Genomic DNA, 26,227 nt, shown 5'->3' on the forward strand with positions numbered 1-26,227 from the left:
AATCAGTTATACAACCGGACAAATACCAGTACGCACAGTAAAACAACGTTCTTCATGTGGTTGAAGATATAACAAGCTGCCACACTCTTTAGCTGCTAAAAAGCCCTCAGGTCGACAAGTTGCTGGTAATGCAAATGCCGCGACTTGTTGATCGCCATTACATAATAACCACCGCGTAGCACAATTAAATTCATGGGTATCAAACTCAGTCTGCATAAATTTATCGTCACTGAGTTGCATTCTAAACACGGCTCGATCAGCATAACGTGCAATATCATCCATGAAATACACAATCTCGGGATCATGCATGTCAGGCTTATCTAACATTGAAATAGGTGCTGATGTTTTTAAACTGTCGTTGTATGCCAACCATTGCGGTGTCGGTTGTACATGGGCAGGCACTGTTTCACGTAACATTAATGCTGCATCAGGTATATTTTGTGTCATCACGGCGTTTTCAACATAGGTCGCATTAATATGACACATATACTGCAACGGCATATTTACACTGGCAAGGTTTTTCACCACCATTTGAATATCAAACACACTGGCATCTTTATTCAACTGTACAGAAGGTGTCGCTAAATAATGATCACCAAACCCCATTACATATTCATAACTGCCTTTGATAACAACACTGTCATCATTAATTTCTAACCACGCACTATCCATGGTGGCACAAGGCATTTCCCCATGTAATGCATGATCATCTTGTGGGGATGGGCAACCCATGCGGATCATGCCAGCGTGAAAAGCAAAGCAGCCATAAGTTTCGACAATTGTTTTAGCGAATTTAGGTTCAGAGAACATGTTCTTCATGCACAAGTCGGTATTCAAAAACTGTGCATCCCAAATCATCTGTCCCATAAAAGGCAGTACTACTAAATGGCCTTTGGTATTTTTAATTTCAACTGCATGCACACCTGAGTTATACAGGAAGCTATGAATTTCAAAATGTTCAGATTGAGCGATCAACGTTCTTTGCTTGGTAAAGTTTTCTTTAGATAACGGTAAGGTAAACATCTTTTATTCCTCACAAAATTGACCACCCATCATTGAGTGGTCACAGTTGAACATTACGCCTTAGCAGTCACAAAATTAAATCGTTGCTTGTATTGCTTTTCATTCATGAAGTAAACAAATACCACCGCGAAACACAGCGCACTGACAATGAATGAAGACTGAAGCCCAATATTATCGGCCAGTAAACCTTGAATCACCGGAATAGCCGCACCACCAATAATAGACATCACCACAAAACCACCTGCAGTCTCTGTGTAACGGGTATCAACAGACTGTAGCGTTGAGGCAAAAATCGTTGCCCAGCAAGGTGCAAATAACGCAGATGTTCCTACAGCAACCCAAACGGCACTGAAGTTAGGCACAAAAGTTACGTACATCAAGCAAGCAAAACCGACGGCTGAGTAGCCCATTAATACATTTTCTTGTGAGGTTTTGGTAAATAAGTAGTTCGCGAATAGCTTACCTAAGAAGTACATGATGAAGGCATACAATAAGTAGTTAGCCGCATCATGCTCAACCATATTATGATCTAACTCTAACGCTAGACGAATCGTAAATGACCATACCGCTACTTGCATACCAACATAAGCAAACTGGGTTATAATACCTTTAAAGAAACGCTTATTACCCATTAAATAAGTCAGTGTTTCACCAAACGAAGGCTGATTATCTTTACTATCTGTCGTCGCTTTACAATTAGGGTATTCAGTCACTGCAATTAAAATTGCAATCGTCGCAATCACACCCACTAACCACTTATAAGGTTCTAATGTTTGTTGTAATACTTGCTCTTTAAAAGCGGCAAGTTCAGGGCCCGTCAAGGTCGCCATCATATGACCAACATCAACACCTTCTTGGAAAATAAGATGTTTACCAAGTAACAAACCAATGATGTAGCCCATCGCGTTAATGGTATGAGAAATGTTTAATCGTAGTGTCGAACGCTCAGGCTCACCAATCATCGCAGAATAAGTATTACATGAGGTTTCAAGGAACGACAATCCAATCGCAATACAAAAAATTGCAGCTAGGAACATGGTATAGGTGCCAGCATGGGATGCTGGAAAGAACATTAAACAACCTAAAATATATAACGCTAAACCGAGTAGTATTGCCAATTTATAAGAGGATTTTTTAACAACCATCGATGCAGGGATTGCGACTAAAAAATAAGCGCCATAAAATGCCGATTGTACCAACGCTGAAGCAAAATTAGACAGTTCAAAAATGGATTTAAATTGGGTAATCAATACATCATTTAGCGCTGCAGCCGCAGACCAAAGGGCAAACACTGACGATAATAATAAAAATTGGAATATTGGCGTTTTATTTAAAAAACCATCCGCATGTTGAATTGTATTATTCTTAATAAACATAATATATCTTCCATAAAATCACCACGCTACCTAGCGCAGGCGATATTTGTTTATATTTAGGTAGACCTTATCTATATAGAGCAACACTCGATATAGACTAACGAACCAGATGTTCGATTTATGCTTTAAAACACCACACCTGTTTGGAAAATAATATTGGCATACGGCGTATATTCACCGGTTCTTACCACTGCACGGCTTTGCGCAGTACGTTGTTTAAATTCTTCATGGGATAAATAACCAATTTGAATTGATTTACCCGTTGTTAAACATTCTTGGTCAAGCACAGCGAGTAATGCTTGGTGGTGCTTAGGGCTGACTTTTGCAAATTCCGTTGCCATCAACACCGCTTCAATCTGTGATTCAGATAAAATAACTTTCACGGTATCAAGAAAACTCGGTACGCCATGGGTTAATGCCAGATCGATACGTTGTACATGTTGAGGTATTGGCAAGCCTGCATCACAAATAGTGATTTCATCGGTATGTCCTAGCGTTGCCACAAGGTACGAAAGTTCTGCATTAATTAGAGTGCTTTTTTTCATTTAATTGACCTTCTCGTTACACGTTATATGACTCATTTATCTGTCTTGGAATTAATGTTTATAATTGACAGGAAACGCTATCGAAACGTTTCGATGTAAATAATAAACCGCTGCAAAAAATTCACCATAGTGAAATATATAAGCTGTGAGAATGATCGCTTTCAAGCCTAAGAACAGGCTTAAAAAGGTTGTTTTGCTCACATTTTTACCAGCGAAACGTTTCGATATCGAGTGGCAAAATAAAATAGAAAAAAGCAAAAAAGCCATATTTGATTAAAATATGGCTTTAAAAATCATTATAATTTTGTGAGTTTATACTCGTCGATAAGGAAGGTATACCGGCTCCCACATATGCTCGGCTAATACTTGTTTCAGATCTTTATTACGTAAATAGCCACACGCATCCGTCGCTTGCATTTGGGTTAAAATAGTATGCGCAACATGGATCGAAACAGTCTTCAACTCACTGATTCTAGGATAAATACAACCCATCGCTATATCTTCATCACTGACACACTCAGCAAGTGCATAAGAAGCGGTTGTAAACATATCTTGAGTGATTTTTTCCGTTTGCGACACAATCGATGCCAATCCAACCCCTGGGAAAATAAACACATTATTACCCTGTCCAATACGGTATTGATGACCATTGTACTCAACATCAGAGAATGGACTACCTGTTGCTACAATTGCTTGACCATCACTCCAATGATAAATCGCTTCAGGAATGGCTTCACAATTAGCGGTGGGATTTGATAACGGGAAGATAATTGGCCTTGGTGTATATTCCATCATCTTTTGAATATGTTCGCTTGTGAACGAGCCACCAATACCACTCGCCCCCAGTAATACCGTCACAGGGTGATTATTGATTAACTCAGTTAAGCTTATTTTTCCTAATTCAGCAGCATGCCAACCTGCTGAAATTGAACGGGGTTTAGCATAGCGACGTTTATAATCTTCTAAACCATCACGATCATCAAACACTACCCCTTGAGAATCAAGAATGAAAATTTTTGCCCGTGCAGAATGATGGGTACAACCTTCTTTAAGTAATCCTGCATAGATTTGATCAGCAACACCTACTCCACCAGCGCCAGCACCATAAATAACATAGGTTTGATCAACTAAGCGCTCTTGCTTGATCTTACATGCTCCTAAAATACCCGCTAATACAACCGAGCCCGTACCTTGAATATCATCATTAAACGACGGCAAACTGTCTTCGTAATCACTCAGATTATTAAACGCATTAGCTTTACTGAAATCTTCCCATTGCAAGACTGCTTTTGGAAAATGACGTTTGACTTGTTTAACAAAAGACTTAATAAAGCGCTTATAAGCATCGCCACGTAGTCGTTTACGTGAAATGCCTAAATACATCGGATCATCAAGTAACTCTTGGTTATCAGTCCCGACATCTAACACAATCGGTAAACAATGAGCGGGGTGGATTCCAGCACCTAACGTATAGAGTGATAACTTACCAATTGGAATACCCATGCCGCCAACACCTTGATCGCCAATACCTAAAATGCCTTGGCTATCAGTTACAACAATAATTTTGATGTCTTTACCCATAAAATGACGTGACATCTCACCCATGGCATTAATATTTTCTTCAGTAATATATAATCCACGGGCTTTTTGATAACGATGGCTAAATTCTTGACATGCTTTACCGACAGTTGGGGTATAAATAATCGGCGTCATTTCTTCTACATGGCGTGATAACAACGCATAAAACAGGGTTTCATTACGATCTTGCAATGAACGTAAGAACAGGTATTTCTCAATATCTGTTGATGCACTACGAAAGCCGTCATAAACTCGGTTAAGCTGATCATCAAACGTCTGTACTCGTGGCGGTAATAACCCTGTTAGTTGAAAAGCTTCACGCTCTTCTTGAGTAAACGCCGTACTTTTATTTAAAGTGCGATCATTGAGTAACTCGGTGCCGGTTAACGACACTGGACGAAACACTTTCCCTTGCGCATCTTTCCATCTGAGGTACTTACCGATAGTCATATTCAGTCTCCGTGTATAACAACAATAGCCAGTAACTTTATTATCACTAACAACGAGTAACATTGTTGTTCATCATGATAAAGCCACCATGTGAACTAGAGTGTATACCTAACCGCAGCACAAAAATGTGAACAGTCGCATTGTTAATTATATCTGGTTAAAAAAACACCAACGGTTTATTCGCTATACAGAAAAGACTGATAATTCCTCATCAAAGAACACCTAAAAGTTATAAGTTTTCTCGTCTAATTGCCACTTTATCGCAGCAAAATGGCGTAATATTAAGATTATCTCGTGCTTGTAGATCAGCATCACCATAAAGTTGGTATTTTAAACGCTGAAAAAAACCATTTTTATAGTTAACACCTGTAGCTGTAATAATGGCTAATATTTGCTGAAATTCAATATATCTAAAATCATATTTAACTCGTAATATATGCGCTGTTTTTATTGTGGCAGACATAATATATTGGTTGGCATTTAATGTAATGAGCATTGACGCTAGTGCTGTTGTCGAACCATCAACACAGCAACGACGCTGATGAGGTTCAATAATTACTGGTGGTTTCATAATAGTGTCTCACTGCCAATAAGAAGCAATTAATAACACCACAAAAATGCCACCAATTAACTTTAATAATAACCCTAAACTTGCGCCACCTTTAGGGGCTTTATTACAGCAACTCATATTTGACTCTCTTTATCAGCATATCAATAAAGTAATTATCATAAAGCTTACACAAAGGGGAAGGTCAAGAAGGCGTGTGAGTTACATCACCAGTATGTAACTCACAACTACCATAATACTAAGAGGCTGATTATTGATTATCTGTCGATTTTGCAGCGGCTTCAGTGTTTGATTGGGGTTCATCTTTGACTGCATGTTGAAAACCACGCAGTGCATAACCAAGATCACTACCTAATGTTCGAAGTTTTTTGGTACCAAATAATAAAACAAAAATAACGGCAACAATAAGTAGCTTACCGATGCTAATTTCACCCATTTTTAATTAATCTCTTGTTGTTCATTGTTAGACAAATAACGTTCTTTAGCAGCGGCAATGATAAATACCGCAGCAAAAAACACCCCAATAAACCATTTCGCTTCCAGAAATTCAGGAAAATAGTGGGTAATTGATAATTCAATTAAAAGAAGCACTGAAAAGATCTGTAAACCGACGATGGTTAATTGTAACCAGGTTGCTTTTTTGTAAAGGCTACGCGTTAGCATCCATATGAAAAAAATAACTGCGAGACCAAGTTTTACTTCAATAAACATATTTATACCCTCAATGAGTCCAACTCAGTTGATGGTATAAATTTTAATCTAATGTTTATGTAAGAATTACCATGGTAAATATAAATTTTTTATAAACGATACTCATTCATCTAGTTATGATTTAATCATCACTAATTAACCGATATCCCACTCCATTTTCAGTAATAATATATTGTGGCTGGGCAGGAGAACGTTCTATTTTATGGCGTAGTTGTGCAATATGAATCCGCACGTAGTGAGCATGTTCGGTATAATTTCCACCCCAAACTTCTTTTAATATCTGCTTATGCGTCAGCACCTTACCCATATTTTTAGCTAGGTAAGTAAAAATTTTGTATTCTTTTGGGGTTAACTTAACTACTTCACCTGCATTGGTGACAGTTTGCATTGCTAAGTCTAATATTACCTCTCCAAACTGATACTGGCTGCTCTCAGCTGAGTTCATGGTAACATTAAGCCGTAATGCCACTCGAATTCTTGCTAACAACTCTTCACTACCAAAAGGCTTGGTTAAATAATCATTTGCGCCAGCATCAAGCGCAAGTACTTTATCCGCTTCTTTATCACGAGCAGAGATAACAATGATCGGTGTTTCAGTCCACGTACGTAGCTCTTTAGTAAAATCAAGACCATCTGTATCAGGCAATCCAAGATCTAATAATATTAAATGTGGATTCCATGTGATGATTTGTTTAAGACCGTCTTGTGCAGTCTCAACCGTTTTAACCTGATAACCATGTCCCGTGGTTAAAATATCAAGAAAGCGACGGATAGGTGCTTCATCTTCAATAATTAAAATCTTACTATCATTATTCATAAATATCCGTTAGCTCGTACTTTTCACAAGGAATTTTCACTACAAATACACTACCACCGCCAGCACGTGATATCACACTTATCTCACCATTATGTGCAGCAACAATTAATTGACAAATAGCTAAACCTAACCCCGTTCCTTTTACTTTCACTTGCTCTGAACGATAGAAACGCTCAAAAATACGTAGTCGTTCTTCTGGCGCAACCCCGCAACCACGATCTGCAATTTCAATAATAAAATGACCGCGTCGATAATTAGTTTGGATATCAATCACACTACAAACTGGACTATATTTAGCAGCATTTTCAATAAGATTAGCAATAATTTGTTCAATTAGAGTGTAATCTAATGACACTAATATGGTGTCACCACATAACTGAATCGAGTGCGATTTTATTACTTGTTCGACGCGTTTGATCGCACTACCAATCACCTCTTCAGGTTCAACCCAATCACACTTAGGAACCAAAGTCTTAATGCTATAACGACTGATATCAAGCAGCTTAGTTAAACTACGATTTAAACTGTAACCTTCTTCGGCAATCGACTGTAATAATTCTTGTTGCGTTTGTTGTGGCAAATGAAGACTAGTATCACTCAATGTAGTGGCAGATCCAATGATCGATCCTAATGGTGTTTTTAAATCATGTGAGACTGCTGCTAATAATGTATTGCGCATTTGCTCCAATTGATTGGCTTCTTTAGCTGCCGTTAATGCTGTATTTGCTTCAGATCTTGCTAACGACAAGCTAATTAACGTACTCAAAATAGGATTAAATACCCGCTCTGATAACGCATCAATCAGTAATACCCCAAACATACCAGACTGCCCATATAACGGATGTAAGCTCAACGATGGCGAGAGATATTCAATATGTTGTTGCTGTCGTCTACTGAAACGTTCAATTAACGGTTGATAGGTCGCTTTAGACAACTTCTGATGCGTCGCAAGACAATGTAGCTGAGGAGAAAATAGCCACACTTGTACTCGCATTTTAAAATGCTGTTCAAGATGAATAATTAATGCATCAGCAATGGCATGACTTTCATTTAATGCCGCCAATACTGATGCTAAATCATAATTACTATTTAGCTCTGTGCGTAGAATCTGATTTTCTTCAATTTTTTGCTGTTGTGATTGGGTTAATCTGACCGCAAATACACCACTAAACGCCATCACCGAAAAAGTAATGATATGTTGATAATTCTGAAACCGAAACGAATTATGCTCAGGTAAAACAAAGAAATGAAAGGCAACAATACTTACTGCAGTGATCACATACGCTACCCGTTTGCGTAACAACACACCACTTACAATATTCAGCAGTAACAATAGCATTGCAGTATCTGTTTCAATGATAACATCCCGAAAGGCAACCCCGAGGTATGTCACTAATATATATAACAATAATAAAATACTGGTTTTGGTTACATCGAACCACGATAACGGGTTATTCATTCATTTCTCATTTCTACTGTTTCAATTCAACACCATTAAACTAACACCAACACTCACCATTATTGATGACAATAAGTGTTGTTCGTAAAATTAACTGGTCATATTTCCACATGGACCCCAATTTCAATCAGTCTATCTTGCGGCACATGCAGTCGCTCTGATGTTCGCAGCGCGTTACGACTTAATAAAATAAATAACCGCGCTTTTACATCATGCCACCAAGAACTTGGTTTAACTTTTATTCGTTCTGATGACATAAAAAACAAGGTATCTGTTGGGTGTAAAACAAAACCATTACTTCTCGAAACCGTGTAGATTTGTTCAATATCTGGTGACTCTTGATAACCAACATAAACGATCATTTGCCAGAAGGTTGCAGATAGCTGGGTCACCTCCATACGCTTTAATGGATGTACCCGTGGTTGGTTGGGGTATTTAAACGTTAACAGTACATTTCGCTGGTGCAGAATTTCATTGTATTTGAGGTTATTGATTAATGACGCTGGTACTTGTGCTTCATTTCGCGAAAAATACACGGCTGTACCTGATGCGCGCGTCCACCGCTTTTGCTCAAGTTCACTTACCATTGCTTCAGCAGATAACGGTTGTTTAAGCAGTAGTCCTAATCGTTGCCGCTCTAAATACCACACTACCATCAATATAAACACCACCGCACCTATGGTTAATGGTAGCCAACCACCATCCATAAATTTCAATGACGTTGCCGTAAATAGCAAAGCATCATAGGTAAGCATTAATAGCCCATATTGTAATGTCACTAATCGTGACCAACGCCATAAATGACGCGCTACTACTAGTGTAAATATCGATGAAATCAACATCGTTGCCGTAACTGCAATACCGTATGCTGCGGCTAAACGCTCAGAGCTACCAAATATCAGCACTACCGTAATAACTAAAATAAACAGCAGTAAATTAGCCAAGGGGACGTAAATCTGCCCCTGAGCTTGATGCGAAGTGTGATAAATTCGCATCGGAGGCAAATAGCCCAAGTTAACTGCTTGGCGAGTGAGTGAATAAATACCCGAAATCACAGCTTGAGAAGCAATAACTGTTGCAAACGTCGCTAATATAATTAATGGTAATCGTAAAATAGCTGGTGCTAACATAAAGAATGGATTTGTTGCAGTACTTGCATTAGCCAGTACCAAAGCACCTTGACCAAAATAGTTTAACACTAAGCATGGCATCACAATTAAAAACCACGCTAGACGAATTGATTTAATACCAAAGTGACCCATGTCAGCATAAAGCGCTTCAACGCCAGTCACAGCGAGTACCACCACTCCAAGTGTAAACAGGGTTTCTATTCCATGATTAACAATAAACTCGACGCCATAGAGCGGATTTAACGCCAATAGAACTTGAGGGTTAGCAATAATACTAATCAGCCCCAACACACCAATACAACTGAACCATAGCAGCATTACTGGTGCAAATAAGCGTCCAATACTGCCTGAACCATATTTTTGAATACCAAATAATACACAGATAATTGTGATTGCAATGGGAATAATCATTGGTTGTAAATTGTGATTAATAACAGTAATCCCCTCAACCGCAGATAACACAGACATTGCAGGCGTGATAATCGCTTCACCAAAGAAAAAACCAGCGGCTAACATACCTAAAAATATAATGATTTTTTTACTACGTTCAGGAGCAGCACCATGTGCTAATGCTGTTAACGTCAGTACACCACCTTCACCCCGTTTTGATGCTCGAGTGACAACGGCCAAATATTTGATCGAAACGGTAATAACAAAAGTCCAAAAGACAAGCGACAACACACCAAAAACATTGGCAGGATCAATAGCTAATGCATGTGAACCGCTAAACATCGCTTTAAAGGCATATAATGGGCTAGTACCAATATCACCATATACAATCCCAACAGATAAGCACGTTAGCACTAATAGTGACTGTTTTTGATTTTGCATAACTTGTTACATATGTGTTTGCCCTTAACCACAGCAACACATAAGGCCTTCTTTCATTCAACGAGGCGGGCAGATTAACAAGGGCAATATAAAGTTAGGGTATATTTTCTAACATCAAATATAAAAAATATATAAAGTTTGATTACTCTTTAACCATCACGAACTAACTCTCAGCTATCGATAAAAACTAAAAAAGCACCAATCAGAAACTGACTGGTGCTTAATAATTCAAAGCTTAATATCGTATTTACAAATTCTCGATATTTTTTCCTGATGTTTCAAAGCGGTACTTATGTGTTACCCATGCGCCCAACAGTGACGTCATAACTAAACACAATAAAAGTGAGAACACACCTATTTCATGTAGCAAAATAGGGAATAAAAAAGCTGTTAAAATAGCACCAAACTTAGCAACAGATGCTGCAAAACCCGCACCTTTAGCTCGAATTTTTACCGGGAATACTTCACCAGATATCAAATATGTTTGTGCATTCGGACCAAGGTTATTCATAAAGTTAAATAACATAAAGCCTAAAAACAGCAGGTACATCTGATAATCACCATGCATTTTTACTGAAATAGCTGCACATAATAAGCCAACAGCACAACCAATAAAGCCATAAATTTGCAGCTTCATACGGCCAATTGATTCAGAAAAAATAATTGCACAAATAACACCAACAATAAGTAAGCAGTCAATAACTGCAGTACCTTTGGCTAAATAAATCGTATTAGCAATTGTATTGTGAAGTGCATCTCCGCCTGTTGCCTGATGAGGATCAAGTACCGATGCCAAAATAACCGGTGTAAAAATACCAATACCATAAGTACCAAGATCTTGAATAAACCAAGGCACTGATGCCAAAATAGTTTTAGCACGATATTTTTCTTTAAATAACCGCTTATAACCATGTAACCATGACGATAATTCAACATCATCACACGGCGTTTCTTCAATTGGCATCGACGATTGTTGCGAGCGATGTAATAACCGCTTCAATGATTTTTCCGCATCCGCTTTACGATTTTTAGACAATAGCCAATGCGCACTTTCAGGAATAAAGAAACGTGCAATCGTAATCGCTAATGATGGAATCAAAGCAATAATATACATTATTCGCCATGCATTGATGTCGTTAACATACGTCAATACAAAAATACCGGTTAAAATACCCAGTAAAACACCAATAGACTGAAATGCAAACGCCCCCAAAACCAGCTTACCGCGGTTCTTAGACGGAATACTTTCAGATATCATTAAGTGCGCCGTAGGGTAATCACACCCTAAAGCTAAGCCAATGCCAAAGTTAAACACTAAAATACTCAAATAGGTTTGGCTAGTTGCCATGCCTATCAAGCAGATAGAGAGTAAAGCCATCTCAATAATGAACATTTTCTTACGTCCATAAAGATCAGATAGCCCACCCAGAGCACTTGCTCCAATTAAAATACCAAACAGAATCGAGGAACTAATTATACCTTTCTGTAGCTCTGTTAAATGAAATTGTAGGGTCAATAATGGTAGGGTTAACCCCATCATAAAAACAATCATACCCTCAAAAAACTTTCCAAATGTTGCTAACAACCAAATTCGCCATTGCACACGTGTCATTGACATTGAATATTTATTAGCAACTGGATTACTTATTGATATCTCATCAATATAACTCTGGATCGTATTTTGCGGTTGAATCTCTATTTTTTGATTCATGTTAAAATCAACAATGCTTATTGTCTTAATTCAGACGAATATCAGTATTAAAGTTGGCAGTATATAAACATATATCACAACCAAAGATGAAATTTATTTTCTGAATGTAATAAACCGTCACTAACTACTATTCGTTATGACACCTATAAATAACATTCAAAACAAAAACCACCAGTCCAAAATAAAAACTTAAAAACAATAAGTTACATAAACATCTAATAAAAAACACACTACAGGGAAATACGCTATTTTAGGTTTTTTTTATATTTAAAGATCAAAAATAAAATATAAATTACTATTTATTATAGGTCTATTAATCAATATTTAAGCAATATTAGTTATTTTTCAATGAAAATTAATCCAGTTAGAGAGTGACCTCTGACTTTGATCGCTGACAAAAAGACCATCAAGCACAATAATCTTCCACTTTATTGTTAATAAAAAATATAATTTGCTTTGATAATAGTAATAAAATATCAACCTCGTCGTTACTAATTGAATCGCATGACTAATTTTATCAAAAACTCCATGCTCTATGGCTAAAATCTCTCGCAATTATTAATAGCCTCGACAGCAAAAAAGCGTATTCCCTTTCATCAAATTACTAACAATGATTAGTTAAATGACCAATTAGCACCAATAGACGTACCAAAGTTATGCTGAGAATCATAAGATGATGTTAAACCAACAGTCGTACTCTGATTGACTCTAAACTTAGCACCAATCGCCGTTGCTGCTTGTTCGCCATATGAACCAATACCGATACCAATATTATATTTATAACCATTTAATGGCGCTGCTATTTGAGTCATTGCCATCGCAGAAGCAGTTCCGGCATCTGCACGCTTTCTCACTTGATAAATATCTGTTTTTAACTGATTAAATTTATTGTCAACATAATTCTTATTATTTGTATCAATATTATCAATACGATCAGAGTTATGTTGGATATTAGTTCGGTTAGTATTAATACCATCAGTGTTTTTACTAATATTAGTTTTGTTCGTCGTCGCCAATTGCTTAGTTTTCGTTATCTCTGAGGTATTGTTTTGGACATTTACTGTATTTGAACGAATATGAGTCGTATTATTATTAATATTGGTGATGTTACGATCAATCGCAGCGGTATTAGTCGAAATTGTATTTCTATTACTATTAATATCTGCACGGTTATTAGTAATAGACTCTTTATTCGTCAAAATATTGACATTATTAGTCGCAATACCTGTGCTGTTAGTTGTGATAGCACCTTTGTTAGTCGCAATACCTGCGCTGTTGGTTGTGATAGCACCTTTATTGGTCGCAATACCTGTGCTGTTAGTTGTGATAGCACCTTTGTTAGTCGCAATACCTGCGCTGTTGGTTGTGATAGTACCTTTATTGGTCGCAATACCTGTGCTGTTGGTTGCGATAGCACCTTTGTTAGTTGTAATACCTGCGCTGTTAGTTACGATAGCACCTTTGTTAGTTGCAATACCTGCGCTGTTGGTTGTGATAGCACCTTTATTGGTCGCAATACCTGTGCTGTTGGTTGCGATAGCACCTTTGTTAGTCACGATACCTGTACTGTTGGTTGCGATAGCACCTTTGTTAGTTGCAATACCTGCGCTGTTAGTTGTGATAGCACCTTTATTGGTCGCAATACCTGTGCTGTTAGTTGTGATAGCACCTTTATTGGTCGCAATACCTGCGCTGTTAGTTGCGATAGCATCTTTGTTAGTTGCAATACCTGCGCTGTTAGTTACGATAGCACCTTTGTTAGTCACGATACCTGCGCTGTTGGTTGTGATAGCACCTTTGTTAGTCGCAATACCTGCGCTGTTAGTTGTGATAGCACCTTTGTTAGTTGCAATACCTGTGCTGTTGGTTGCGATAGCACCTTTGTTAGTCACGATACCTGCGCTGTTGGTTGCGATAGCACCTTTGTTAGTTGCAATACCTGCGCTGTTAGTTGCGATAGCACCTTTGTTAGTCGCAATACCCTCTTTTAATGGCGTTAACTGACTAACATTAACACCATCTGTATCTTTTTGACCTGCGGCCATATTTTCAATACGGCGTTGATGATACTCATTACCAATAGAAACCTGACCATCGGCTGAATATGACTGATTACCAATAGCAATACTGTTATTTTTAGCTATAGATCCGGCACCTAATGCAACAGACTCATTCGCAGCAGAAGTATGATTGCCGATAGCAACAGATTCATCTTGGCCGGTACTACTAGAGCCTATGATCAAGTTACCAACCCCAGAAAATGTTGAATCTTTACCAACCACAACATTATCACTTTCAATATGACCATTAACAACGGGGTCTTGAACGCCAGCATTTGGAGTGTTAATAATAATATTTGTGGTTGCAGCAAAAGCAGATGTACTTAATAAGGTTGAGCATAAAACAAACGGTAGAATTTTCATTTTTCATTCTCTAATTATTGTATGCGGCCATAATCTAGAGAGAAGCAAAAAAAAGCCATTTAATAAAAATGATTACATCAATCGTAAAAACCGATGAATTAAAACGCTGTTCATTTAAATAAATTACCACGTCTTTTATAAAAGACCCATTAAGCATTGTTTTTAATATATAAAGTAGTTTAATAAATATTGATATTCACAAAACAAATAACACCCACAACTTCAATTTGATAAATATATTCCATAAATGAAATATTTGTATTCAATAATGACATTCTCAAATACCATCTAAACTCTATTTATATTGATGGTAATAAATAGTGATTAAAACAATTAACTAAAATAGTAATGACATAATAATGACATACCATTGCTATGCTATTTGTACTGATAAATTTATCAGCAACTTACAAAAATGAGCAATGGCTATAATGAGCGAACAACTATCACCTTCACCCTCTCTTATTTGTGAAACGATACTTCAACAAATTGAACGCGGTCTCTTTTCTACACAATCAAAACGACTTCCATCCGAACGTGAATTAAGCGAAATTTTTAATGCTAGTCGGCTAACCGTAAAACACGCACTATTAGAACTAGAAGCTCAGGGCATCATTTATAGAAAAGAACGTCGAGGGTGGTTTTTAGTCTCTTAATTACGATTTAGGTCTATTTTTATAGATTAATTAAAAACACTTGTTGAATTAAAAATGTTTTGATAAGTTCATAACATGATTACGATTATAAGTACTACCTCACCGCTTTTATTTTGGTGGCGTTCTTCATCGAACGGCGCTAGGTAGAATTTTACTATTTCATTTTGCGCCGGAAGGTTGCTAATGAATACATCTATTTTTATTCGTATCTATCCAACTCTCCGGTAGCACTTTTTCGGAGAAACACATGAACATTCAATCATCAATTACACCAAATCAACATCAACCAATTATCCTTACAGGCGATCGTGCCACAGGTCAGCTTCACCTCGGCCATTACGTGGGTTCACTGCAACAACGGGTACAATTACAGCATCAATTCCAGCAAAATATTCTAGTTGCAGATATGCAAGGCCTGACGGATAACGGTCATAATCCACATAAAGTTGCCACTAATATTCTTAATGTCGTCGCTGATTATTTAGCGGTTGGTATTGATCCCAAACTGACCACTATTTGTCTTCAATCTGCTATTCCTGCGCTTGCCGAATTAACCATGTATTACTCCAATATTGTTTCGATTGCACGTTTAGAGCGTAACCCTACCGTTAAAAGTGAAATTCAATCAAAAGCGTTTGGCCGCTCTATTCCTACTGGTTTTTTAACCTACCCTATTTCTCAGGCAGCTGATATCACCGCATTTCGTGCCAGTTTAATTCCTGTTGGTGATGACCAACTGCCAATGCTTGAACAAACCAATGAAATTGTTAGAAAAATAAATACCATTGCAGGTAAGAATATTTTAATAGAATGCCAGCCTCTATTAAGTAAAGTTGCCCGCCTGCCAAGCACTGATGGTAAAAATAAAATGTCAAAATCAATGGGAAATACCATCACATTAGGTGCTGACAGTAAGACTATTTCACAAGCAGTGAAATCAATGTATACCGATCCTAATCATCTTCGTGTCGAAGATCCTGGTTGTGTAGAAGGAAATATAGTGTTTACTTATCTTGATGCTTTCCATCCAGACAGTGCTTATATTGATACATTAAAGCAGCAATATCGCCAAGGTGGTTTAGGTGATGGCACCACAAAGAAAATTTTAGAACAATGCTTACAAGATTTAATTTCCCCAATACGTGCTCGCCGAGCTGATTATTTAAACAATCAAGACTACTTAATTGAGGTACTAAAGTCAGGCACAGAACACGCTAATCAACAAACTCAGCAAGTATTAGCAGAAGTAAAACAGGCTTTTGGTTTAAAGTTGTTCTAATAATTCATATTAATACAGCTTCACAACAACTATTGCATTAACTCTAAAGAATAATCCTCACTAATTGATAGCTAATTAATGAGGATTATTATAGTTAGTAGCAGTTATACCGAAGATTAATATTTTAACTTTGATTCTAATTTAACCAATTTCCTTTTCAGTTTGTTTAAGATCTGTGTCTTTTCTTTAATTAAATTTGGTCGCTGATTAATTTCTTCAATTTCATCTAGCTTTTCACGTCGTTCTCGTGGCGAAAGCTTATCGTAAATTAAACTATTTTTTAGACCGTTTAATTTATCTTTTTTATGGGCTATTTCGTTTTTCTCATCGCGTAAATCTTGTTCTGCTTGGTTTACACTTTCTCTTAGGCTAAAGAGCTCTTTTCCTTTGCTGTAACCCTTTAAAAATAAAGTTACTGTTTTTTGTGGGCAAACTCCTTGATAACTCCGTCCCTTAGAACCAATAAAAAAACCATTATTTTCAGTGCAGTAGATAGCCAACCCTTGATTATAACCTGCTTGGTATTCTTTAAAATTAGCGCGGATATTGTATTCCGAACAAGCAGAACTTCGATCACTAAATTGAGAAGAAGATATGCCCTGTGAGCCGTCTACATACCCCAATGCTGACCAATTTGCTGTTTCGCATTCTTGCTGATTCATAACAGAACATGCTGTTAATGTTGAGCATATAAAAAGTATTATCGTAAGAGTTTTTTTTGTCATAGCTAACTTGTTACAAAGAAATAAAGCCCGATACTCTAAAGGTATTATTGTTAGAAATAAAGTTACTCATGTTGCATAAGTTATAACAAACTGGAAACTTATACTCGCTTTAATAACGGTAGCAAGTCAGTCTTTATCGGCAAATCAAGAACATATACGTTGATGAAGATATTAGTGAAATAAAGTATTACTCATAATAATTTACAGCAATGTACCAAAGTGGTTAAGAAATGGCACCACCAAAAAGATTTTAGAACAATACTTACAAGATTTAATCAAGCCAATAGTGCATCTCGGCTGATTATTTAAACACTAAAGACTACTTAATTGAGATGTTAAAGCCTGGCAGTAAACACGCTAATCAACACACTCAACCCATCTTAACGGATATTAAAGCTACTTTGGGTTTGAGGTTGTTTTAATCTAATAATCGGCCTCTCTATTAATAGATAGGCCGATATATTTTTATCATCAACAAAATAATTATTCACGCGCGACTATACACAACGAATTTTTGTTGTTTTACGTTCTACAAGTGATGCTGGGATCATTAATTTAATAAAACTATTATTATCATGTTGAACTTGGTCAACAATAATTTTAACCGCCTCTTGGGCAAGTCTTTTAAAATCTTGTTTGAATGTTGTTAACTGATAACTTAGCCATTCTGTTTGTGGAATATTATCAAATCCAATCACTTGTAAGTCTTCAGGGATTGTTAAATTACATTCAAATCTTGCGACATCCATCACAGCCATCGCTAAATTATCAGTAGCGCAAAAAATCGCTTCAGGTCGATTATCTTGTTTTAAAAACTGACGAATATCCTTAATTGAATGGCAATAATCATAATTAGCTTCAATAACTATCGGAAGATGACCGGTTAATGCTTTAAATTCACTACAAAAACCTTGCTCTCGTTCATCATTCGTAAATGTCGGTACATTACCGGTCAAATAAGCAGCAGAATTAACACCTGATTGATAAAAGTATTGAGCCGCCATTTGTCCTGCACTGTAATTATCACTGATCACGTAACTACTTTTTGTTCCTTCGACAACACGTGCATATTGAACAATAGGAATATTAAACTTTTCACACTCATCATATAATGAACGATTCAAAGTTGCAGAAGCTGCAATAACACCATCAACACGATATTGAAAAATATTAGGAATTGAATGCTGATCATTGTCATCAACCATCCAAGGGATCAATACTGCAGAATAACCTAACTGTTGCAGCTCACTAGAAATCAACTGTAACGTTTTCATATGAATGGGATAATCAGCATCAGGAAAAACAAGACCAATTAGTTTAGATTCATTGGTAGTCAAACTTCGAGCAAAAGCATTAGGTCGATAATTTAACGCTTTTGCCGCTTCATAAACTTTTGTCTTCGTTTTTTCAGAAACTGCACTACCTGCAATAAATACTCGTGAAACGGTTGATTGAGAAACCCCTGCAAGTTTAGCGACATCTTTTGATGTAATAGTTTGCTTTACTGAATTCATTGTTCACTTATAGAAATATTAACTAATAATCGATGCTCATAATAATAATTTATATTTTCAAATAAACCTCATTATGAATCGAGAGTGGGCACTTTCTAACTCAAAACTATAAAAAAACCCGAGCTATTGAACTCGGGTTCTTATTTTATTACAACAAAATTATAATGTTGGATTCATAATTTGTTGTGTACGTTCAAAAACATCAAGACCTTGTTGTTTTAACCAATATGGCAGGTCAATTAATACCCAGTTTTCTGATAATTTATCACCGTCTCGATAATAGACGTCAACAACTTGCATGTCAGCACGGATCTCACCACCTGGTAAACCTAGGAAACCACCAATTGGCGTATTTGATAAGTTTGGCCAGCCAAAGAAACAAGAGAAATTACCTTCAGCAAAACGACAAACATGACCGTTAAATTGCTTATCTTTTAGGTTATTACGGAATGGTAACTGATGCTGTTGTTGATAACGAGGAATAGTATAAGATGCACCGATACCACATGGACCGTACCAAATCATATCCTTAGACCAGCTCTTCTCTAACACTTCAGGAGGGCAACCCATCGCACCACTTGCATTAAGAGCCGATAAATCATCAACCATTTTGTTCACTAGAGCTAGTGTCGCTATACCTTCTTCTTCAGGCGCATCATCAAATAATAAACCATCGTGGTTACGAGGACCGGGGTATACGAAATGCTTACCCGTTGATGGTGGTAGTGGATAACAACCAGCTTGATCCATCATGCCTAGCAAATCAACAAATAAACCTGTTTTCGTGATCTTACCGTTTTCAACACAGTTAAATTCTGCATAACGAACGTTCATGATCTTACCCGTAGGACGTAGACCTAAGAACTCTGCATCAAATAGGCCCATAAAGTGACCCATGCTCATTACCCACTGCTCACCGCTGATTTCATTAGTACCACCGATGAAGATATCTTGACGACGTTGCATACGTGTCATTGACTTCATAAGAGGCGCCCAAAAAACGTCTGCAGTTGCTTCTGCACCTTGCTGCTCACGGAAAGGATAAACACCGCGCCATAGGTAATCCTCAGAAGTGAATGACTTTAATACTTCAGCAACTGTTTCTGGCGTTGCATTTTCCATTGCAGCAAAGTATTCACGAACAATACGTTTAGTTTCTTGATATTTTGACATGATAATATCCATATTTAATACGATCTGAAGCACTTGTCAGTATCGTTTATAATTTAAAAATAATTCTATTTAATTAATGAACAGTAATAACTTATGCTGTTACTGCTTTTGGTGTTTTTTCTTTATAGAAAATGCCACCTTTTAATGTTTCAGGCAGTGTGAACCACAACAAACCTGCGATGATCCAAACAATAGGTGATCCCCACATTGCTGTTTCTAAATTCGTACGTTCCTGAATAAAGATAAGTACCATTGGTGCCCACATGCCGATAATTCGACCACCGTGGAATAATGCTGCACCATAGCTACGTAAATGCGATGGAAATAACTCTGAGAAATAGCCTCCCCATACTGCTGATGACGATAAACCGAAGTTATAAATAAGACCTAAAATCGCTAACATATTTAGGCTACCAATCATCATGTTACTTGGAGCAACAAAGAAAACTGATGCCATAATACCGGCTAGAATAAGACCAAATGCATTAACTTTACGTCCATATTTATCGGCAACAGCTCCCCAAATCCACGCGCCAAATAAAGATCCAAAAGCTGAGATAGAGAAAATAACGCCAATTGTTGCTCCATCAAAATGACGAACTTCTTTTAAATATGTAGTAACGAACCCACTAAAGAATTGATAACCGTAAAAATTAAGCCCAGCAAGTAATAAACACGACAAAGTAATTAGTCGATAAGGTTTACTTAGCATCTCTCCCCAAGAACCTTTTTTCACCGGTTCATTATTTGATGATGCTTGAGCTTCTTCTTCACCATAAGCAATCACTTTTTTATCACTTGGTAATACAAATATCATCATAATTGCAGCAGCTAATGGTGGAATACCGCCAACCCACATAAGGCTTTGCCATGGTGCATCTATACTTGAAATAAAGGCGGCGTAAGCCCCCATTACCATTAATGCAACTGAGAACATAGAAGAAGCAAATGCCGTTAACTTACCTCGAACAGTTGGCGTAAATAAGCCAATCATTAAACTAACAGCAACGGTAAAGTAACCACCAAGAGACATACCAATAATGAAACGCATTAACGCCCACATTGCGTAATCGGTAAACAGCATATTAATAATTGTTGCCCCGCCATTAAGCGCAGTAATCACTATCAACGTTGATTTTTTACCAAAATTACTCGCAACCCAAGCACAACTTAATGCACCGATTAACGCACCAATTGATTGCCAAGTGTAAAATTGCGCTGTATCAGAAAGGGTAATACCATCATAGGCTTCAACAATATACGGGCGTACGTAGTCAATAATAACAAAGTTATAACAATAGAAAAAATAACCAACCAGAATTGCAAAATAGGCAGCTACCCTTTGAATCATCGGAACTTCGCTCATGTGTCTTTTGGCATTCATGACCGATAAACCTCTAATTATAAATGATTTTTATTTAATTAAACACATTGAAATTAATTAATTAAATTTTCAAGTGCCTTAACTTCGAGATAGATAATAATATTACCTATGGCTAAAGATCCGTGATCAAAGTCGACATTAAAATGAATACGTACCCATTATTACTATTTTAGAGAGTAAGATCACATATATTACACATAAATAACAATGTGACCTTTTAGGCAGATATAACGTAACATTCGTGATTGAAATCACAATTAAAATGATAAAAATCAAGATTAAAATTATTTACAGGTAATATCACCGCAAAGATTAAATATATTAGAAATGTAGGAAACCCAATAATGGTTACGTACTCAAGTTTCGCAGTCATTGCTATATATATATTATTAACATTATTAATCAGTTACTTAGTAAATAAACGTTATTGCGTAGGGGGGGATTTTTCAACTGGCGGAAAACAATTTGGGTGGTTTTCAGCTGGTATTTCTATTCTTGCTACATATATTAGTGCAATGACATTTGTTGGCATGCCTGGCTGGGTATATAGTTCAGGAATGGAAGCGATGAGTATGCATTTAAACTACCCTATCGTGATATTTTTTGCAGTTCTCTTTTTTGTGCCTGTTTTCTACAAACTCAGGCTCACCTCTATCTATGAATATCTAGAATTTCGATTTGGGGTTTATGCTAGAACGATTAATTCTTTAGTTTTTATCTTAGTACAGTGCCTTTCTGCTGGTGTTGTTCTTTATGCAATCTCTCTAATTGTAATCCAAGTAGTTCCAATATCTATTTCAGAAGCCATTATTTACATAAGCTTATTTACTGCGCTCTATACTTATGCTGGCGGTATATCAACTGTTATTTGGACAGATCTATTACAGTCAGCCATATTAGTGATAGGTAGCCTTGCAATTATGACCTGCCTTTTAATTGAAATTAATACAGGTATCTCATTAACTAAAGAACAACTGAATATTATTAATCTTGATTTTGATTTAGGCGTTGATACTACATTATGGACAGGCGTGATTGCGATCAGCTTTTTACATCTTAGTGTCTATGGCGCAAATCAATTAATTATTCAACGAACATTAGCAACTAAATGTGTAAAAACAGCACAAAAATCAATGCTTTTATGTGGCTATGGCGCTTTCTTTATTTATTTGTTTTTTTCAATATTAGGTATATTACTTAATATTTTTTATCACAATAAAACCTTTATAAATAGTAACGAAATTATTCTTGATTTTGTATTTAACCACACCAATCCAATAATTATTGGTTTGATTATTTCCGCCTTAGCTGCAGCGGCAATGTCAACGCTTGATTCTACTTATAATTCAATAGCAACAGTGGCAACATTTGATATTTATAAGCGTTTTGTTCACAAAAATAAACAAGACATACATTATGACAGTATCGCTCGAAAAATGAGTCTTGGAGCTGCAACTCTCGTTATAATTCCTGCATTAATGTCTATTTCAAATGAGTCAGTACTTAAAACAATTGCAAGTCTAACTTCAATTTTTGTAGGAATTCGTTTAGGGTCATTTATTTTAGGTCTCTTTTTCAATAATGCTAATGAAAAAGGCGTCATCATTGGCAGTATATTTAGCATAATAGCTATCTTTATTATTCGATACTTAGATATTGCATGGCCGTGGTTTGCCCCTGTTGGAACATTTACATTTATATTCTTCGGTATTTTAACCAGTTATATCTGGGGAGAAAACACAGCCCAACAACAACAATTTATTCAACAACAACGTTTATTATTTGAAAAACCAACAACTAGCCACTACGGATTATTATTATTTGCGCTATTAACGATTTGTGCTTGTGCCATTATTCCTAACTGGATATTTAAATTCTATTATTAATAAAAAAAGCCCCTACACTCGGTACAGTGCAGGGGCTTTAGATAGTGACGGTAAACTTACGTTCACCAATAATAAATAACATCCTGTCTCTTTATTATTTTGTCCCTTGGTATTAGGCTGGAGACCTATAGAGACGGGGATCAGTAAGTATAAGACAATAACCGCACCTTAATCGCTATGGTGATTTAGCCACAAGGTGCTGTTAGCGTATTATTCCAACTGATTTAACGGCGCATTTGTTTCTGGGTTAATTCAACGGCACGTAACTGTGCCATTGCTTTCGCCAGATCCATTTCCGCCATTGCGAAGTTAACATCATCAGCATGCTTGTTGATGTTTTCTTCGGCGGCGCGGCGAGCTTCATCAGCGCGGGCTTGATCGATGTCCTTCCCATGCATTGCCGTGTCGGCAAGTACAGTTACTACGTTGGGCTGAACTTCAACTATACCGCCTGAGATATAAAGAATTTCTTCGGGATCCTTTAAATCTGTGACGAAGCTTGCTACACCAGGTTTTAGTCGGCTCAATAAAGGAGAGTGACCAGGGCGAATACCCAACTCACCATCGGAGCCTGAAACTGCCAGCGCGTGAGCTGGACCAGAGAACAAGGGTCCCTCAGCACTTACGATATTGAGTTGGAACGTGTTCTCGGTAACGCCAATAGCCATAATGCCTCCTCAAGCCTTATAAGGTTTTCGCTTTTTCGAGTACATTTTCAATGCTACCGCAGTACAAGAATGCTTGTTCTGGAATATCATCATACTCACCGCTTAATAGGCCTTTAAAGCCAGCGATAGTCTCTTTAAGAGAAACGAAAATACCTTTTTGACCAGTAAATACTTCTGCTACGTGGTAAGGCTGAGTTAGGAAACGTTCAATCTTACGTGCACGAGATACCGTTAATTTATCTTCTTCAGATAATTCATCCATACCTAAAATAGCAATAATATCTTTCAGTTCTTTATAACGCTGAAGTACCGTCTGTACACCACGAGCAACATCATAGTGCTCTTGGCCAACAACCAATGGATCAAGCTGACGTGAAGTTGAATCCAATGGGTCAATCGCAGGGTATAGACCCAATGCGGCGATATTACGTGACAGTACAACGGTTGCATCTAAGTGAGCAAAGGTCGTTGCTGGTGATGGATCAGTTAAGTCATCGGCTGGTACATATACCGCTTGAATAGACGTAATAGAGCCTGTTTTAGTTGAGGTAATACGCTCTTGTAGTACACCCATCTCTTCAGCCAATGTTGGCTGGTAACCTACCGCTGATGGCATACGACCAAGCAGTGCTGATACTTCGGTACCTGCAAGTGTATAACGGTAGATGTTATCGATGAACAGCAATACATCACGACCTTCATCACGGAAACTTTCCGCAATGGTTAAGCCTGTTAATGCTACACGTAGACGGTTACCCGGTGGCTCGTTCATCTGACCGTAAACCATGGCAACTTTATCAAGTACCCCAGCTTCTTTCATTTCGAAGTAGAAGTCGTTACCTTCACGAGTACGTTCACCCACACCGGTAAATACCGATAAACCTGAGTGTGCTTTAGCGATGTTGTTGATAAGCTCCATCATGTTAACGGTCTTACCTACACCCGCACCACCAAACAGACCAACTTTACCACCTTTAGCAAATGGGCAAATAAGGTCGATAACCTTAACGCCAGTCTCTAACAACTCAGAGCTATTAGATTGATCTTCATATGACGGTGCTGCGCGGTGAATCGCATATTTTTTCTTTTCACCAATATCGCCACACTCATCGATAGGGGTACCCAATACGTTCATGATACGGCCAAGAGTTTCTTCACCTACAGGCACAGAAATTGGCGCATTAGTATTAACCACTTCCAAACCACGACGAAGACCGTCTGATGAACCCATTGCGATACAACGTACGACACCGCTACCAATTTGCTGCTGTACTTCTAATACAAGTGCTGCATGCTCACTGTCACTTAAGGTAAGCGCATCATATACTCTAGGCACGCTATCTTGATCAAACTCAACGTCAACGACAGCGCCGATGACTTTGACAATCTTACCAGTACTCATTTGATGTCCTTAAAATTCTGTTTAAACGGCTTGTGCCCCAGCTACGATTTCACTTAGCTCTTGGGTGATTGCTGCTTGACGGGCTTTGTTATATACCAGCTGAAGATCATTAATCAGCTCACCCGCATTATCTGTTGCAGCTTTCATTGCAACCATTCGTGCTGCTTGTTCACAAGCGATACTCTCAACGGTGCCTTGATAGACTTGTGATTCGATATAACGAAGCATCAATTCATTGAGGATCGGTTTAGGATCAGGCTCATAGATATAATCCCAACGACTTTTTTCATTCACATCATCTGACGCGTCTTGTTCAAGTTCTGGGTTAGGCAACAGTTGAGTTACCTTTGGCATTTGCACCATTGTGTTTACAAACTCATTGTAAACTAAGAACAAACGGTCAATTTTTCCTTGGTCGAAAAACTCCAACATGGCATTAACCGGGCCTAAAATATCTTCGAGTTTTGGTGAGTCACCAATACCTGATGTTTGTGCAATCACGTTGCCGAAGCGATGAAAAAACGAAATTGCTTTTGAGCCGATCAAGGTGGTATCTACATCAACCCCTTGATCTCGCCATTGGCGCATATCTGCCATGGCTTTCTTGAACAAGTTAATGTTCAAACCACCACACAATCCTCGGTCTGAGGAAATAATGATGTAAGCTACTCGTTTTACTTCTCGCTCTTCAAGATAGGGATGCTTATATTCCAACGAACCGGAAGTTAAGTGCCCGATCACCTTACGCATATTTTCAGCGTAAGGGCGGGTTGCTTCCATGTTATGTTGAACTTTACGCATCTTACTTGCGGCAACCATTTGCATTGCACTAGTGATCTTTTGCGTATTTTGTACGCTAGCGATTTTAGTGCGGATCTCTTTTGCATTTGCCATGGTTAGCTCCTATCTACATTCATA

At 37.5% G+C, this 26,227-nt stretch carries 22 protein-coding genes; 3 read left to right on the forward strand and 19 right to left on the reverse strand.

The window, feature by feature from the left end; genetic code table 11:
• Window positions 1-6 precede the first annotated feature (6 nt).
• The 12 genes from PAND9192_RS09780 to PAND9192_RS09835 all read right to left on the reverse strand — a co-directional run bounded on the left by PAND9192_RS09780 (window position 7) and on the right by PAND9192_RS09835 (window position 14,622).
• Complete coding sequence (locus PAND9192_RS09780) at window positions 7-1,023, reverse strand: aldose 1-epimerase family protein (protein WP_087853652.1); 1,017 nt, start codon at window positions 1,021-1,023, stop codon at window positions 7-9.
• Window positions 1,024-1,076: 53 nt separating this feature from the next.
• On the reverse strand, window positions 1,077-2,399 hold the full coding sequence (fucP, locus tag PAND9192_RS09785) for an L-fucose:H+ symporter permease (RefSeq protein ID WP_087853653.1): 1,323 nt from the start codon (window positions 2,397-2,399) through the stop codon (window positions 1,077-1,079).
• Between the two features lie 125 nt (window positions 2,400-2,524).
• Window positions 2,525-2,944 (reverse strand): D-ribose pyranase, encoded by a 420-nt coding sequence (gene rbsD / locus PAND9192_RS09790; protein WP_060996789.1) that lies wholly within the window; start codon window positions 2,942-2,944, stop codon window positions 2,525-2,527.
• Between the two features lie 312 nt (window positions 2,945-3,256).
• Window positions 3,257-4,972: an NAD-dependent malic enzyme gene (locus PAND9192_RS09795; RefSeq protein ID WP_087853654.1), complete on the reverse strand. Its 1,716-nt coding sequence runs from the start codon at window positions 4,970-4,972 to the stop codon at window positions 3,257-3,259.
• Between the two features lie 229 nt (window positions 4,973-5,201).
• Window positions 5,202-5,543, reverse strand: a complete 342-nt coding sequence (locus PAND9192_RS09800; protein WP_087853655.1) for a hypothetical protein — start codon at window positions 5,541-5,543, stop codon at window positions 5,202-5,204.
• A gap of 247 nt (window positions 5,544-5,790) precedes the next feature.
• Window positions 5,791-5,976 carry a twin-arginine translocase TatA/TatE family subunit gene (gene tatA, locus PAND9192_RS09805; protein ID WP_060996792.1) on the reverse strand — a complete coding sequence of 62 codons (186 nt, stop codon included), beginning with the start codon at window positions 5,974-5,976 and terminating at the stop codon, window positions 5,791-5,793.
• A 2-nt stretch (window positions 5,977-5,978) separates the two neighbouring features.
• Window positions 5,979-6,251, reverse strand: coding sequence for a hypothetical protein (locus PAND9192_RS09810; protein ID WP_087853656.1), 273 nt, complete (start codon window positions 6,249-6,251; stop codon window positions 5,979-5,981).
• A gap of 121 nt (window positions 6,252-6,372) precedes the next feature.
• Window positions 6,373-7,068, reverse strand: coding sequence for a response regulator (locus PAND9192_RS09815; RefSeq protein WP_087853657.1), 696 nt, complete (start codon window positions 7,066-7,068; stop codon window positions 6,373-6,375).
• Window positions 7,061-8,527 carry an ATP-binding protein gene (locus PAND9192_RS09820; RefSeq protein WP_087853658.1) on the reverse strand — a complete coding sequence of 489 codons (1,467 nt, stop codon included), beginning with the start codon at window positions 8,525-8,527 and terminating at the stop codon, window positions 7,061-7,063. Before PAND9192_RS09820 ends, PAND9192_RS09815 begins: the two co-directional genes overlap by 8 nt.
• A 98-nt stretch (window positions 8,528-8,625) precedes the next feature.
• Window positions 8,626-10,488, reverse strand: coding sequence for a potassium transporter Kup (locus tag PAND9192_RS09825; protein WP_087853659.1), 1,863 nt, complete (start codon window positions 10,486-10,488; stop codon window positions 8,626-8,628).
• 247 nt (window positions 10,489-10,735) lie between these two features.
• On the reverse strand, window positions 10,736-12,199 hold the full coding sequence (locus PAND9192_RS09830; RefSeq protein ID WP_087853660.1) for an MFS transporter: 1,464 nt from the start codon (window positions 12,197-12,199) through the stop codon (window positions 10,736-10,738).
• Between the two features lie 614 nt (window positions 12,200-12,813).
• Window positions 12,814-14,622, reverse strand: coding sequence for a beta strand repeat-containing protein (locus tag PAND9192_RS09835; protein WP_087853661.1), 1,809 nt, complete (start codon window positions 14,620-14,622; stop codon window positions 12,814-12,816).
• A gap of 431 nt (window positions 14,623-15,053) precedes the next feature.
• Between PAND9192_RS09835 and PAND9192_RS09840 the strand changes: the two genes are divergently transcribed.
• Both PAND9192_RS09840 and trpS read left to right on the forward strand, forming a co-directional pair.
• Window positions 15,054-15,278, forward strand: a complete 225-nt coding sequence (locus PAND9192_RS09840; RefSeq protein ID WP_087853662.1) for a GntR family transcriptional regulator — start codon at window positions 15,054-15,056, stop codon at window positions 15,276-15,278.
• 247 nt (window positions 15,279-15,525) lie between these two features.
• Window positions 15,526-16,557: a tryptophan--tRNA ligase gene (gene trpS, locus PAND9192_RS09845; RefSeq protein ID WP_087853663.1), complete on the forward strand. Its 1,032-nt coding sequence runs from the start codon at window positions 15,526-15,528 to the stop codon at window positions 16,555-16,557.
• A gap of 116 nt (window positions 16,558-16,673) precedes the next feature.
• On the opposite strand, the gene PAND9192_RS09850 is transcribed toward trpS, so the two are convergent.
• The 4 genes from PAND9192_RS09850 to PAND9192_RS09865 form a co-directional block, all read right to left on the reverse strand.
• Complete coding sequence (locus PAND9192_RS09850; RefSeq protein WP_087853664.1) at window positions 16,674-17,282, reverse strand: DUF2799 domain-containing protein; 609 nt, start codon at window positions 17,280-17,282, stop codon at window positions 16,674-16,676.
• 497 nt (window positions 17,283-17,779) lie between these two features.
• A complete protein-coding gene (locus PAND9192_RS09855; RefSeq protein WP_087820606.1) occupies window positions 17,780-18,796 on the reverse strand; it encodes a LacI family DNA-binding transcriptional regulator in 1,017 nt (338 codons plus the stop codon).
• A gap of 159 nt (window positions 18,797-18,955) precedes the next feature.
• Window positions 18,956-19,969, reverse strand: coding sequence for a nuclear transport factor 2 family protein (locus PAND9192_RS09860; RefSeq protein ID WP_087853665.1), 1,014 nt, complete (start codon window positions 19,967-19,969; stop codon window positions 18,956-18,958).
• 91 nt (window positions 19,970-20,060) lie between these two features.
• Window positions 20,061-21,353, reverse strand: coding sequence for an MFS transporter (locus PAND9192_RS09865; RefSeq protein WP_087820608.1), 1,293 nt, complete (start codon window positions 21,351-21,353; stop codon window positions 20,061-20,063).
• 344 nt (window positions 21,354-21,697) lie between these two features.
• Here PAND9192_RS09865 and PAND9192_RS09870 point away from each other — a divergent pair, with 344 nt between their 5' ends.
• Window positions 21,698-23,239, forward strand: a complete 1,542-nt coding sequence (locus tag PAND9192_RS09870) for a sodium:solute symporter family transporter (RefSeq protein WP_087853666.1) — start codon at window positions 21,698-21,700, stop codon at window positions 23,237-23,239.
• A gap of 224 nt (window positions 23,240-23,463) precedes the next feature.
• Here PAND9192_RS09870 and PAND9192_RS09875 read toward each other — a convergent pair whose 3' ends face one another.
• Genes PAND9192_RS09875 through atpG form a run of 3 tightly spaced genes read right to left on the reverse strand, consistent with a single transcriptional unit; the run spans window position 23,464 to window position 26,203 of the window.
• Window positions 23,464-23,907 carry a F0F1 ATP synthase subunit epsilon gene (locus tag PAND9192_RS09875; RefSeq protein WP_060996805.1) on the reverse strand — a complete coding sequence of 148 codons (444 nt, stop codon included), beginning with the start codon at window positions 23,905-23,907 and terminating at the stop codon, window positions 23,464-23,466.
• Between the two features lie 16 nt (window positions 23,908-23,923).
• Window positions 23,924-25,309 carry a F0F1 ATP synthase subunit beta gene (atpD, locus tag PAND9192_RS09880; RefSeq protein WP_065167177.1) on the reverse strand — a complete coding sequence of 462 codons (1,386 nt, stop codon included), beginning with the start codon at window positions 25,307-25,309 and terminating at the stop codon, window positions 23,924-23,926.
• A 21-nt stretch (window positions 25,310-25,330) separates the two neighbouring features.
• Window positions 25,331-26,203, reverse strand: coding sequence for a F0F1 ATP synthase subunit gamma (gene atpG / locus PAND9192_RS09885; RefSeq protein WP_065167178.1), 873 nt, complete (start codon window positions 26,201-26,203; stop codon window positions 25,331-25,333).
• Window positions 26,204-26,227: the final 24 nt, after the last annotated feature.

Origin of the sequence: Photobacterium andalusiense, assembly GCF_900185625.1 — a bacterium.
GTDB lineage: Bacteria > Pseudomonadota > Gammaproteobacteria > Enterobacterales > Vibrionaceae > Photobacterium > Photobacterium aquimaris.